Origin of the sequence: Streptomyces sp. adm13(2018), from assembly GCF_008042145.1 — a bacterium.
GTDB lineage: Bacteria > Actinomycetota > Actinomycetes > Streptomycetales > Streptomycetaceae > Streptomyces.
Genome location: NZ_RDBH01000141.1, coordinates 454,230 through 467,811 on the forward strand (window position 1 = coordinate 454,230; position 13,582 = coordinate 467,811).

General features: G+C 71.3%; 8 protein-coding genes and 1 pseudogene. 8 read left to right on the forward strand and 1 reads right to left on the reverse strand.

Annotated features, from left to right (window positions below):
• From EAO70_RS30160 to EAO70_RS30180, 5 genes are all read left to right on the forward strand, one after another.
• Window positions 1-1,681 (forward strand): purine-cytosine permease family protein (locus EAO70_RS30160; RefSeq protein ID WP_148006593.1); only part of this gene is annotated, 1,681 nt, incomplete at its 5' end.
• Window positions 1,682-1,835: 154 nt separating this feature from the next.
• Window positions 1,836-2,015, forward strand: a complete 180-nt coding sequence (locus EAO70_RS30165) for an SPOR domain-containing protein (protein ID WP_148006008.1) — start codon at window positions 1,836-1,838, stop codon at window positions 2,013-2,015.
• A gap of 40 nt (window positions 2,016-2,055) precedes the next feature.
• On the forward strand, window positions 2,056-2,508 hold the full coding sequence (locus EAO70_RS30170; protein WP_148006009.1) for a (deoxy)nucleoside triphosphate pyrophosphohydrolase: 453 nt from the start codon (window positions 2,056-2,058) through the stop codon (window positions 2,506-2,508).
• 144 nt (window positions 2,509-2,652) lie between these two features.
• A complete protein-coding gene (locus EAO70_RS30175; RefSeq protein ID WP_148006010.1) occupies window positions 2,653-3,075 on the forward strand; it encodes an ATP-binding protein in 423 nt (140 codons plus the stop codon).
• A 144-nt stretch (window positions 3,076-3,219) separates the two neighbouring features.
• Window positions 3,220-5,787 (forward strand): SpoIIE family protein phosphatase, encoded by a 2,568-nt coding sequence (locus tag EAO70_RS30180; RefSeq protein ID WP_148006011.1) that lies wholly within the window; start codon window positions 3,220-3,222, stop codon window positions 5,785-5,787.
• Between the two features lie 143 nt (window positions 5,788-5,930).
• Here EAO70_RS30180 and EAO70_RS30185 read toward each other — a convergent pair whose 3' ends face one another.
• A complete protein-coding gene (locus tag EAO70_RS30185) occupies window positions 5,931-6,638 on the reverse strand; it encodes a PspA/IM30 family protein (protein WP_148006012.1) in 708 nt (235 codons plus the stop codon).
• A gap of 684 nt (window positions 6,639-7,322) precedes the next feature.
• On the opposite strand from EAO70_RS30185, the pseudogene EAO70_RS30190 reads away from it, so the two are divergent.
• From EAO70_RS30190 to typA, 3 genes and pseudogenes are all read left to right on the forward strand, one after another.
• A pseudogene (locus EAO70_RS30190) lies at window positions 7,323-8,181 on the forward strand (hypothetical protein).
• Between the two features lie 373 nt (window positions 8,182-8,554).
• Complete coding sequence (locus tag EAO70_RS30195; RefSeq protein ID WP_148006013.1) at window positions 8,555-11,038, forward strand: ABC transporter family substrate-binding protein; 2,484 nt, start codon at window positions 8,555-8,557, stop codon at window positions 11,036-11,038.
• A gap of 279 nt (window positions 11,039-11,317) precedes the next feature.
• The gene (gene typA / locus EAO70_RS30200; protein ID WP_055641510.1) at window positions 11,318-13,219 is read left to right on the forward strand and encodes a translational GTPase TypA; all 1,902 of its coding nucleotides are present in this window, start codon (window positions 11,318-11,320) and stop codon (window positions 13,217-13,219) included.
• Window positions 13,220-13,582 lie beyond the last annotated feature (363 nt).

Below are 13,582 nucleotides of genomic sequence, written 5' to 3' on the forward strand. Positions count from 1 at the left end.
CCCCCGGCGCAGCTACGCCAAACTGGCCGCCGACGAGAGCCGCGAGGACTACTCGCTGCGCTACGCCCCGCACTCGTTCCGGCGCTGGTCGCCCGGGACCGTGGCGGGCACCGCGCTCGGCGGCATCGCCTACCTCGCCGACTTCGCGATCGGCGCCTCGATCGTCTTCACCTACGGCTTCGGCAGCGGACTCGCCTCGATCCTCACCGCCGCCACGCTCATCTTCCTCACCGGCATCCCCATCGCCCGGGCCTGCGCCACCTATGGCCTGGACATGGACCTCATCACCCGCGGGGCCGGCTTCGGCTACTTCGGTTCGACGCTCACCTCGCTGATCTACGCCTCCTTCACCTTCATCTTCTTCGCCCTCGAAGGCTCGATCATGGCCCAGGCCATGCACCAGGCCGTCGGCCTCCCGGTCGAGATCGGCTACCTGATCACCACCCTCATCGTCATCCCGATCGTCTTCCGGGGCATGGGCGCCCTGGCCAAGGTGCAGGCCTGGACCCAGCCGGTCTGGATCATCGGCATGGTGCTGCCCTTCGTCGTCCTGGCCTTCGAGGCCCCCGACGCCTGGGGCGCCTTCGCCTCCTTCGGGGGCACGGAGGGAGCGGGCGCGGGCTTCTCCTGGATCGGCTTCGGCCTCGGCACGGGCGTCGCGCTCTCCCTGATCGCCCAGATCGGCGAACAGGCCGACTACCTGCGCTTCATGCCGGCCAGGACGGAGGCCACCAAGCGCCGCTGGAACCTCGCCGTGCTCGCCGCCGGCCCCGGCTGGGTCGTCATCGGCGCGGCCAAACAGCTCGGCGGCGCCTTCCTCGCGTTCGTCGCCCTGGAGGCCGTCGGCAAGACCCACGCCCTGGAGCCGATCGCCCCTCAGATCGAGGCGCTCAAGCCCTGGCTGGGGACCTTCGCCCTGCCCGCCGCCGCGCTCTTCGTGATCGTCTCCCAGGTCAAGATCAACGTCACCAACGCCTACAGCGGCTCGCTGTCCTGGTCGAACTTCTTCTCCCGCGTCACCCACCGGCACCCGGGCCGCGTCTGGTACATCTTCCTCAACCTCGCCATCGCCCTGACGCTGATGGAGATGAACATGTTCGCGGCCCTGAACAAGCTGCTCGGGTTCTACTCCAACGTCGGCATCGCGTGGATCACCGCCGTCGCCGCCGACCTCGTCATCAACAAGCGAGCCGGCTGGAGCCCCCCGTACATCGAGTTCAAGCGCGCCTATCTGTACGCCGTGAACCCGGCCGGCTTCGGTGCCATGGTCATCGCCTCCACCGTCTCCATCCTCGCCTTCTTCGGCGTCTTCGGTACCTACGCCCAGGCCTTCTCCACCTTCATCGCCGCCGGTCTCGCCCTCGCCCTCTGCCCCCTGATCGCCTGGGCGACCGGGGGCCGCTACTACCTGGCCCGCCCCAACACCGTGAACGGCCCGGCCGCCGGGACCGTCGACGAGCGCGCCACCCACACCTGCGCGGAGTGCGAGACCGCCTACGAACTCCCCGACATCGCCGACTGCCCGGTGCGCTCCGGCCCGGTCTGCTCCCTCTGCTGCTCGCTCGACGCCACGTGCGGCGACGCCTGCCGCAAGAGTCCCGAGGCCGCCGGCCCGGTCCTCATGCCCGTGCCGACCGTGCCGACCGTGCCGGCCGTGTCCGGAGCCGCCCCTGGAGCGTGACTTCGGCCTCCCTCCGTCGGTTCCCGGCCGATCCGTATCTCTTTGTGCAATCCCGTATCCGCTGTGTGAAGGTCAGGCGTAAGCTCCGGCATATGCGGATCGGGGTTTCACCGAGATCCTCAACGGCGCCCGGACCGGCGGAGGGAGAAGCCTGATGACCGAGAGCGGCCCTGTCCTCGCCTGGCTCGTCATTCGGCAGGACGACAACGGCAACCGCTACCGGGTGGGGCGGTACGCCACCGAGGACGAAGCACGGAAGATCGCGGACAGTCTCGACGACCGCGGCCACAAGCAGCTCTACTGGGTCGAGCGCATCGGCAGCCCCGCGCTCTGAGCCCGGCGGGCACCGGCGGGGCCCGGCTACGCTCGCGCCCATGACCGAACGCACCACCGACCCCGCCACGCCCCGCGAACCCGACGTGGTCGTCGTCGCCGGCGCCCTGTACCACCGGGGGCGGCTGCTCGCGGCCCGCCGCAGCGCACCCGTCGAGCTCGCCGGCCGCTGGGAACTGCCCGGCGGCAAGCTCGAACCCGGCGAGAGCCATGAGCAGGCCCTCGTCCGCGAACTGCGCGAGGAGCTCGGAGTCGAGATCGAGCCGGGCGAGCGACTCCCCGGAGAGTGGCCGCTCAAACCCGGATACGTCCTCCGCGTCTGGACCGCCCGGCTGCTGGCGGGCGAACCCCGCCCGCTGGAGGACCACGACGCCCTGCGCTGGCTCACCCGCGACGAGCTGGACTCCGTCGACTGGCTCGACCAGGACCGCCCCGCCGTCGCCGAGGCCGCCCGGAGACTCCCGGCGGCGCCCGCACCCGGAGCACGGGACTGAACTTTCTACGCCGTTCGTGCCACCGTGCGCCCGCTGCTGCGCCCAGCGCGATATCACGCCCCATATTACGGGTATGTCCTGAATAACCCGTTGAATGAGGACGTGGGCCTTCCTGCTGACGCATGGCTGGGGAAGTGATCGGGTGTGATCGACACCGACGGCGACCGCGCCGAGTGGAACTTCCCTGCGGAGGCGAACGCCGTGCGCACGGCACGCCACGCCGTCCGCGAGACGCTGCGGTCCTGGGACCTCGACGCCGCCGTCTGCGACCTCACCGTCCTGCTGGTCAGCGAGCTGGTGACCAACTCCCTGCGGTACGCGTCCGGCCCGATCGGCGTACGGCTCGTCCGCCCCCGGCCCGACGGCACCGACCCCGCCCACCGGCCCGCGCTGCTGGTGGAGGTCTCCGATCCGCTTCCGGATCCCCCCACCGCGCGCGCCCCGGGACCCGAGGACGAAGGAGGCCGCGGACTCGGACTGGTGGCCTGCTCCGCCCGCCGCTGGGGCACCCGTAAGGGAAGGACCGGCAAAACCGTATGGTTCGAGCTGGCTCTCCCTGGTGAGTAAACAGGGAGGGACAACGATCACCGGTACTCGGCGCGAGGCGAACGAGACCACCCTGTGATCGTGAACGTCGTACCGCCGGAGCCCGCCGTATTGAATACTGCGGGAATGGCCGGTCCGGTGCGGTGAGCTGGAGGGGACGGTCGCGTGAGCGAGATACCTGAGAAGGCGAGTGGCGGCGTGGTGTGGCAGAGCAGCCCGCCCGGCTCCATCTATGACTACATCCGGGTGGCGTCCTTCTCCATCGGGCCCGACGGACTCGTCGAGCAGTGGAGCCGACGCGCCGTGGACCTCTTCGGGGTGACCGCCGAGGAGGCCATGGGCAAGGACCCCGTCGAGGCCTTCCTGCCCGCCGACCAGCGCGAGCGCGGTCACCGGAGGGTCCGCGAGATCCTCGACGGCAAGGAGTGGACAGGCCTCGTCCCCTTCCGGATCCCCGGCGACGACCGACCCCACGGCATCGCCGAGATGTACGTCATGCCCAGCGAGACCCCCACCGGGGAACGGGCCGCGCTCTGCATCGTCGTCGACGTCCGCGCCCTCCGCCGCATCGAGACGGACCTCGCCGCCTCCCAGGCGATATTCGGCCAATCGCCCTTCGGCTTCCTCCTCTTCGGCACCGACCTCACCGTGAAGCGGGCCAACCGGCGCTTCGCCACCGTCTTCGGCGGCTCCGCGGACGACCACCGCGGCCGCACGGTCCACGACTACCTCAACCTGCCCGAGGCCGACCGGATGACCGCGGCCCTCCGTACCGTCCTGGAGACCGGCGAGTCCGTCACCGACTTCGAGATCGTCGGCGCCGCGCCCGGCTCCCGGGACCGGCGCCACTGGTCCATCAACCTCTACCGCGTCCACAGCGGATCCGGCCGGCCGATCGGCGTCGCCGGCCTCGGCATCGACGTCACCCGCCGCCACAGCGCCGCCAGGGAAGCCGCCAGCGCCCGCCGCAACCTCGCCCTCCTCAACGAGGCCGGCGCCCGCATCGGCAACTCCCTCGACCTGGAGGCCACCGCCCGCGAGCTCCTCGACGTCGCCGTCCCCGGCTTCTGCGACCTCGCCTCCGTCGACCTCTACCAGGGCCTGCTCACCGGCGACGAGGCACCGCCCGGCCGCTGGGGCAACTCCCACGACGTCGGCTACGGCGGCAGCGCCGAACTCCGCAGGGTCGCCTTCGCCAGCGCCGTCTCCGACACCCCGCTGAGGGCCGACGAGCGCCACGGCCCCGACGGCGGCTGTCGCGGCACCGAGCCCATCCAGGTCGGCGCCGTCCACCGCTTCCCCTTCAACTCCCCGTGCGCCGGAGCCCTGCGCACCGGCCGCCTCCGCACCGTGTCCGGCGCCGACGGCGAGCTCGTCCAGAGCACCCTGGTGGTCCCGATGGTCGCCCACGACACCGTCGTCGGACTCGTCCAGTTCTCCCGGACCAAGGGCAGCGAGTCCTTCGGAGAGCGCGACCGCGCCCTCGCCGTCGAACTCGCCGCCCGCGCCGCCGTCTGCATCGACAACGCCCGCCTCTACCGTCGCGAGCACGAACGGGCCCTGATCCTCCAGCGCAGCCTGCTCCCGCCCGGCGACCCCGAGGCGGCCGGCCTCGACATCGCCTGCCGCTACCTCCCCGGCACCGCCGCCACCGAGGTCGGCGGCGACTGGTTCGACGTCATCGAACTCCCCGGCCACCGCACCGCCCTCGTCATCGGGGACGTCATGGGCCGCGGACTGCGCGCCGCCGTCGCCATGGGCGAACTGCGCACCGCCGTCCGCACCCTCGCCCAGCTCGACCTGGAACCGGCCGAGGTCCTCTCCCACCTCGACGAGATCGCCCGCGGCCTCGGGGCCCCCATCGGCGCCCAGCAGTCCCGCGGCCACAAGTCCCGCGGCCCCGAGCTGTCCGAGGTGTACCTCGCGACCTGCGTCTACGCCGTCTACGACCCGGTCACCCGCCGCTGCACCTTCGCCAACGCCGGACACCTCCCGCCGGTCCTCGTCGAACCCGGCGAGGAGGCCCTGCTGCTCGACGTACCCCCCGGGATGCCGCTCGGGGTCGGCGGCGAACCCTTCGAGGAGGTCGAGGTCGAACTCCCGGAAGGCGCACTCCTCGCCCTCTACACCGACGGTCTCGTCGAATCCCGCGACCATCCCCTCGACGAGGGCCTGACCGCCTTCCGACGCGCCCTCACCGACCCCGCCCGCCCGCTGGAGGACGTCTGCGACCGCGTCCTGACCAGCCTGGAGACCGGCCACGGCGAGGACGACATCGCCCTGCTCATGGCCAGGATCCAGGGCCTGCCCAGTGAGGCCGTCGGCGACTGGCGGCTCCCCAGGGAACCCCGCTCCGTCGGCCGGGCCCGCGAACTCGCCCGCACCCAGCTGAAGGCCTGGGACCTCGAACCGCTCGTCGACACCGTCGAACTCCTCGTCAGCGAGCTCGTCACCAACGCGCTGCGCTACGGCGAGGGGGAGATCCGGCTCCGGCTGCTCCTCGACCGCAGCCTCGTCTGCGAGGTCTGGGACGCCGGCCTGGTGCAGCCCCGGCGGCGGCGCGCCAAGGACACCGACGAGGGCGGCCGTGGCCTCCAGCTGGTCGGACTGCTCAGCTCCTCCTGGGGCTCGCGCCGCACCCCGCGCGGCAAGACCGTCTGGTTCGAACTCCCCCTGCCGGACGGCGAGGGCGCGGCGGAGCCCACCGTGGAGCAGCTCCTCAGCATGTTCTGACACGCGCCGTGCCCACCCGGCCGCCCGGCCGAGCAGGCGCCCGGCCGCGACGGCGCGGCCGAGGACGACCGCGTGGGCGACGGCGAGTGCGCGGGCGAAGACGACCGCGCGGGCGACGGCGAGTGCGCCGGCCCGGCGCCGGGTCAGTCCTTGAGTGCCGCCAGCCGGGCCTCGATCTCGGCGCTGTCGCCCAGCGCGTCCAGCTGCTCGAACTGGGCGTCCAGGGAGGACGCCGCCAGCTCCTGCTTGCCCATGGCCCGCGCCTCCTCCCGGCGCACCTTGTCCTCGAACCGGCTCAGCTCGCTGGTCGGGTCCAGCACGTCGATGTTCTTCACGGCGTCCATCATCGTGTTCTGCGCCTGGGCCGACCTGGCGCGGGCCACCAGCTCGTCGCGCTTGGCCTGCAACTCGCCCAGCTTGACCTTCATCTGGTCGAGGCCCGTCCTGAGCTTCGCGACCACCTCGGTCTGCGCGGCGATCGTCGGCTCAGCCGTCCGCGCCTCCTTCTCCGACTGGAGCTGGCGGCCGAGCGCCACCTTCGCCAGGTTGTCGAAGCGGTCCGCCTCCGCCGTCCGCCCGCCGCCGCGCAGCTCGTCGCCCTTGCGGCTGGCCGCCAGCGCCTTTCCGCCCCACTCCTGCGCCGCCGCCACGTCCTCCTGGTGGTCCTGCTCCATCAGCCGCAGGTTCCCGATCGTCGCGGCCACCGCCTCCTCCGCCTCCGCGATGTTGTTCGCGTAGTCGCGGATCAGCTGGTCCAGCATCTTCTGCGGATCCTCGGCCTGGTCCAGCAGCGCGTTGATGTTGGCCTTCGCCAGCTGGGTGACCCGGCCGAGGATGGTCTGCTTGCTCATGGCTCTCCTCCTTGAGAGGGACAGAAAGGGGGAGGGGACGCGTCGCGCCGCCCTCAGAAACGGCCTCCGCCGCCCAGCCGGCCACGCGTGCCGCCGCCGCCGAAGCTGCCGGGCCCGCCGCCGAGCACGAACCAGCGCCCCCGTCGCCACATACTCCTCAGCCGTCCACTCACCCGAGCCCCCCGTGTGCCGTCGTGTCGGTCGTCCCACCGCTCTCTCACCGTAGCGGCGGCTACCGACAGTGACGCAGGCCTGTGGAGAATGGTTTCCGCCGACCCTCGGGGACACCCACCGTCCGGTCGCGGACGGGCATATGCGGACATAACCTCCCCCTTGTGACGCGAACAGCCACCCGAACCCTTCTCGCGGTACTGGTGGCGGCGTGGTGGCTCCTCGTGCCCGCCGTTCACGGTGCCCGCGGGCACCGTGAACGGCGGGCACGAGGAGCCACCACGCCGCCACCAGTACCGCGAGAAGGGTTCGGGTGGCTGTTCGCGTCACAAGGGGGAGGTTATGTCCGCATATGCCCGTCCGCGACCGGACGGTGGGTGTCCCCGAGGGTCGGCGGAAACCATTCTCCACAGGCCTGCGTCACTGTCGGTAGCCGCCGCTACGGTGAGAGAGCGGTGGGACGACCGACACGACGGCACACGGGGGGCTCGGGTGAGTGGACGGCTGAGGAGTATGTGGCGACGGGGGCGCTGGTTCGTGCTCGGCCTCGTCCTGGTCCTCGTGGTGCCCCCGCTGTTCGGCGCGCTCGCCCTGCGCGTCAACTACGCGGGAGACCTCAGGGCCGACGCGAAGACCCGGGACAAGGACGCCGTCTGGCTCGGCCACGCCTGGGTCGACGGCCGGAAGAAGGACGCCGACCTCGCCGCGTTCGCCGCCCGCGTCAAGGACACGGGCATACGCGACCTGTACGTCCACGCCGGGCCCCTGGAGCAACCGGGCCACGTCCCGGGCCGCCGTCGTGACGTCCGCCCGGCAGATCCTGGACGTCGGCTTCGACGGGGTCCACTTCGACCTGGAGCCGCTGCTGTCCGACGACGCGGACTACCTCTCCCTGCTCGACGACCTCGGGGAGGTCACCCGGCCGCGGAAGGCGCAGCTGTCCATAGCCGCCCACCAGATCGACCCGCTCCCCGGCCTGCACTCGGCCAACAGCCTGTTCACCGGCAGGGAGAAGTGGTGGTCGCAGAAGTTCTTCGGCCAGGTCGCCCGCCGCGTCGACCAGATCGCCGTCATGTCGTACGACACGTGGATGCCGCTGGAGAGCCTGTACGGCGGGTACGTCGCCCAGCAGACCAGCCTGGCCCTCGAAGTGACGCCCGAGTCGACCGACCTCCTGATGGGGCTCCCCTTCTTCCACGAGGACGACCTCGGTCACCACGAGAACGCGGAGACCGTCGAGGCCGCCGTCCGGGGCGTCCGGCTCGGCCTCGGACGCACCGACCCGGACCGCGCGCGCTTCGGCGTCGCGCTCTACGTCGACTTCGCCGCGGAGGAGGGCGACTGGGCGGCCTACCGCGCGGGCTGGCACTGAGGCCGGGCGCGGGCCGGGGGCGACCCCTGCCGCCCGTACGGGATGAGCGACCCCACCCACCCCGTACCGAGGGTGACCGCGCCCGTCCCGCGCGGGGAGCGACCGCGCCCGTCCCGCGCCGGGAGCGACCGCGCCCACCCCGTACCGGAGGCGCCGCCACCGCTGCCTGACCGGGTCGCCGATCCGTCTGCCGCTCGCGTACGGGATTCCCCTGCCCGGCGCGCGGCTCCCCGCGCCGTTGGGCCGCACGAGTGGGGTTCTCCAGCCGTGTCGTCGTGTCGCCATGGCCGGATCCTTTCTGTCCTTTTCAGTGGATGAGCAATAGGTGTGATCATCTCCAAATGGAATGAATCTGGACGAAGGGGTACAAGTCATGTCCCAGATCGGCGCCCCTCGCGGGAGGACATGCTCCAGGAGCCCCCGCTCCCGCACGCTCCGCTCCGTCGCCACACTCACCAGTGCCGCCCTCGCCGTCACCGTCCTCGCCGGATGCTCGTCCGACGAGGCGGACGAGAGCCGGGCCGCGGTCCAGGACAACGCGCCCGCCGCCCGCGAGCGGGTGGCCGACGGAGGAACCCTGCGCTGGGCCGTCGACGCGCTCCCCACCACCCTGAACTCCTTCCAGGCCGACGCCGACGGCGCCACCTCCCGGATCGCCGGGGCCGTGCTCCCCTCGCTCTACACGATCGACGAGCGGGGCCGGCCGCAGCGCAACCCCGACTTCCTGGAGTCCGCGCAGGTCGTCGAGACCGAGCCCAAGCAGGTCGTCCTCTACAAGCTCAACCAGCAGGCGGTGTGGAGCGACGGACGCGAGATCGGGGCGCCCGACTTCGTGGCCCAGTGGCGCGCGCTGAGCGGCCGCGACACCGCGTACTGGACCGCGCGGAACTCCGGCTACGAGCGGATCGAGAAGATCGAGCGGGGCAAGAACGACCTGGAGGTGCGGGTCACCTTCGCCAAGCCCTACGCCGACTGGCAGTCCCTGTTCACCCCGCTGTACCCGAAGCAGGTCATGGGCTCCCCGGCCTCCTTCAACGACGGGGCCCGCACCACCCTCAAGGCCACTGCAGGACCGTTCCTGCTGAAGGCGGTCGACCGCAAGAGCGGTGATGTGACCCTCGCCCGCAACCCGCGCTGGTGGGGCCAGCCCGCCAAGCTCGACAGCATCGTCCTCAAGGCGGTCGCCCGCGCGGACCGCGCGGACGCCCTCGCCAAGGGAACCCTCGATCTGGCCGAGATCGACCGGTCCACCGCCGAGCGCATCTCGCTCGCCCTCCGCGACGCCCGGGCCGGCCGCAACGGAGCCCAGGCGGCCCTCGCGCACGGCCCCGGCTCCTCGATCACCCCCTCCAAGGCCCTGAAGTCCTGGGCGCTGGCCCACGGCTCCGACGAGGAGAAGGCGGAGGAGGTCCGGGCCGCCCGCGAGCAGAACCAGCAGGCCATCGCCGCGTACGCGACCGCCCAGGACATCCTGGCGAAGTACGTGGTCCGCAAGTCCCTGGAGCCCGCCTACACCCAGCTCTCGCTGAACGGCGAGTCCGGGCCGCTCGCCGACGAGCGGGTACGGCGGGCGGTGGCCCGCGCGATCAACCGCCAGGAACTGGCCGAATCCGTACTCAAGCCGCTCGGCCTCCCGGCGGACCCGCCCGGCAGCCACCTGGCCCTCGCGGGTCAGGCCGCGTACGCGGACAGCAGCGACGCCCTCGGCAGCCAGAACACCGACGAGGCGCGGGCCCTCCTCGCCGACGCGGGCTGGGTCCCCGGCGGCGCGGCCCGGAAGCCCGCGGACGGCACCAAGGCGGGCAGCGAGGCGGAGAAGGACGAGAAGAAGGACGCCGGGGAGAAGGCGGGGGAGGAGGGCGCCAAGGAGCAGGAGGAGGGGGCAGGAAACGCGGAGAAGGAAGAGAAGGCGGAGAAGAAGGACAGCGCCGGCTCCACCGACGCCAAGAAGCCGACCTCCAGCAGCGCCGCCACCGCCTCCGACACCTCCGCCTCCGACACCGCCTCCGACGAAGGCCTCTACATCGTCGGCGACGACAAGCCGGGCGAGCGTCGGGCCGCCCCCGCCGTCGGCGGCCCCGAGAGCGGTACCCGCATCCTCGCCCCGGCCCCCGCGGCGGCCGTCCAGAGCGCCGCGCTCCTCGCCCGCGCCGAGGCACTCGACACGGGGGCCGGCGCCCAGGCCGCCCAGGCCGCCCAGGCCATCACCCGTACGGACAAGGGAGTGGCCGGGGCCTACGCTCCGCGCGGCACCGCCGCCCCGGTGAGCGCCGCCGACGCGGCCAAGACCCTCGGCAAGGACGGCAAGGCCCTCAGCCTCCGCTTCGTCCTGCCGTCCGGCCCCGGCTCCGAGTCCCTGCGAGCGGTCGGTGACCGGATCGTCCGGATGCTCGACGCGGTCGGCATCCGCACCGAGGTCACCAAGGTGTCCGACGACAGCTTCTTCAAGGACCACATCGCCTCGGGCGACTACGATCTGGCCCTCTACTCCTGGCCCGCCACCGCCTTCCCGGCGACCGACGCCCGGCCGATCTTCGCCAAGCCCGAGCCCGCCTCGGACGGCTCCCTCCTGGTCGAGCAGAACTACTCGCGGGTCGGCACCGACCGCATCGACCAGCTCTTCGACCAGGCCGCGGCGACCCTCGACGAGGAGGAGGCCCGGGAGCTGGTGCGCCAGGCCGACGCCCGGATCTGGGCGGCCGCCGGCTCCATCCCCCTCTACCAGCGCCCGCAGCTCGTCGCCGCCAAGGCCGATCTGGCGAACGCCGGAGCCTGGGGCCTGGCCGGACCGCGCTACCAGGACATCGGCTTCAAGAAGCGCGAAACCTCCAAGGGTGCCTTGCGAAACACCCCCTGAAAACCCCGAAAGCCCTGAAAGCGCAGGTCACAACCTCAGAACCAGCTCAATTTCCTTGCCCGCCGGTGATCCCGGCGGGCAGGATCGCGTCGGCCCCTTGACCCGGTCGCACGACCTCCCCACACCCTTGCACCCGCTCGATACCACCTCTCGGATCTTGGCCGGGGAAGCCCCTTGCGCGGCAGCCCCGTACCATGGACATAGCCGTGGCGCGTCCGCCCGGTGGGCGTACGAGGAACTGACGCCGCATCCCACGATCCGAGAGAAGCGCAAGCACCCATGCCCACGCGCCACGACATCCGTAACGTCGCCATCGTCGCCCACGTCGACCACGGCAAGACGACCATCGTCGACGCCATGCTCAAGCAGGCCGGTGCCTTCGCCGCCCACCAGCAGCTCGACGACCGCATGATGGACTCGAACGACCTGGAGCGTGAGAAGGGCATCACGATCCTCGCCAAGAACACGGCGGTGAAGTATCACCCCAAGGACGGCGGGGCCCCGATCACGATCAACATCATCGACACCCCCGGCCACGCCGACTTCGGTGGCGAGGTCGAGCGCGGTCTCTCGATGGTGGACGCGGTCGTCCTGCTCGTGGACGCCTCCGAGGGTCCGCTCCCGCAGACCCGCTTCGTGCTGCGCAAGGCGCTCCAGCAGCGCAAGCCGGTCATCCTCTGCATCAACAAGACGGACCGCCCGGACTCCCGGATCGACGAGGTCGTCAACGAGACCTACGACCTCTTCCTCGACCTGGACGCGGACGAGGACCAGATCGAGTTCCCCATCGTCTACGCCTGCGGCCGTGACGGCGTCGCCTCGCTGACCAAGCCGGAGAACGGCACCGTCCCCGCGGACAGCGACAACCTGGAGCCGTTCTTCAGCGCCATCCTGGAGCACGTCCCGGCCCCGGTGTACGACGAGGAGGCCCCGCTCCAGGCCCACGTCACCAACCTGGACGCCGACAACTTCCTCGGCCGCATCGCGCTGCTCCGCGTCGAGCAGGGCGAGCTGCGCAAGGGCCAGACGGTCGCGTGGATCAAGCGGGACGGCACCATCTCCAACGTCCGCATCACCGAGCTGATGATGACCGAGGCGCTCACCCGCAAGCCCGCCGAGGTCGCCGGCCCCGGTGACATCTGCGCCGTCGCCGGTATCCCCGACATCATGATCGGCGAGACGCTGGCCGACCCGGAGAACCCGATCGCGCTGCCGCTGATCACGGTCGACCAGCCGGCCATCTCCATGACCATCGGCACCAACACCTCGCCGCTCGTCGGCCGCGGTGGCACGGGCAAGGGCGCGGACGCCAAGTCCGCCGTCAAGCAGCGCAAGGTCACCGCCCGTCAGGTCAAGGACCGTCTGGACCGCGAGCTGATCGGTAACGTCTCGCTCCGCGTCCTCGACACCGAGCGCCCGGACGCCTGGGAGGTCCAGGGCCGCGGTGAGCTCGCGCTCGCCATCCTGGTCGAGCAGATGCGCCGCGAGGGCTTCGAGCTCACCATCGGCAAGCCGCAGGTCGTCACCAAGGAGGTCGACGGCAAGACGCACGAGCCCGTCGAGCGCCTCACGGTCGACGTCCCCGAGGAGCACATGGGCGCGGTCACGCAGCTCATGGGCGTCCGCAAGGGCCGCATGGACAACATGTCGAACCACGGCTCCGGCTGGGTCCGCATGGAGTTCGTCGTTCCGTCCCGTGGCCTCATCGGCTTCCGTACGGAGTTCCTCACCAACACCCGCGGCACGGGCATCGCCCACTCGATCCACGAGGGCCACGAGCCGTGGTTCGGCACGCTGACGACCCGTAACAACGGCTCGCTGGTGGCCGACCGCGCCGGTGCCGTCACCGCGTTCGCGATGACCAACCTCCAGGAGCGCGGCGTCCTGTTCACCGACCCCGGCACCGAGGTGTACGAGGGCATGATCGTCGGCGAGAACTCCCGCTCCGACGACATGGACGTGAACATCACCAAGGAGAAGAAGCTCACCAACATGCGCTCCTCCTCGGCCGACTCCTTCGAGGCGATCGTCCCGCCGCGCAAGCTGTCGCTGGAGCAGTCGCTGGAGTTCTGCCGCGACGACGAGTGCGTCGAGGTCACCCCGGAGGCCGTGCGCATCCGCAAGGTCATCCTCGACCAGAACGCGCGTGGCCGCGCCTCCTCGCGCGCCAAGAACGGCTGAGCCCGGACGCGAGAGGGGCCGCGGTGCGTCGCACGGCCGCGGTGCCGATACGGCTGAACTGGCCGGAATCAGTACGGTCGAGCCGGCCGAAGATCGGCTGAGTCAGGCCGCATGCGGCCGATGACAGTGGGGTAGATCACGTTCCTGTGATCTACCCCGCTTTCGGTTCTACGGGACCTCCGCAACGGAGCCCGGACCCTCCCGGGGGAGTGGAGGAGTCCGGGCTTTTCGTCAACTTCCGTCAACTTCATTTCGACGGACCGGTGTCCGCATATCGGCCATCGCTCTCCGGTACGTGTGTTAACGGTCCGTTTCGGGGGTGTCTGTCTGTGCTCAGTTTGTCCGGATTTCGGTATCCGGGCA

Coding starts and splice junctions, on each gene's coding strand:
- EAO70_RS30185 (WP_148006012.1), bottom strand. CDS start 6,638: ATGAGCAAGCAGACCATCCTCGGCCGGGTCACCCAGCTGGCGAAGGCC.
- EAO70_RS30165 (WP_148006008.1), top strand. CDS start 1,836: ATGACCGAGAGCGGCCCTGTCCTCGCCTGGCTCGTCATTCGGCAGGAC.
- typA (WP_055641510.1), top strand. CDS start 11,318: ATGCCCACGCGCCACGACATCCGTAACGTCGCCATCGTCGCCCACGTC.
- EAO70_RS30170 (WP_148006009.1), top strand. CDS start 2,056: ATGACCGAACGCACCACCGACCCCGCCACGCCCCGCGAACCCGACGTG.
- EAO70_RS30195 (WP_148006013.1), top strand. CDS start 8,555: ATGTCCCAGATCGGCGCCCCTCGCGGGAGGACATGCTCCAGGAGCCCC.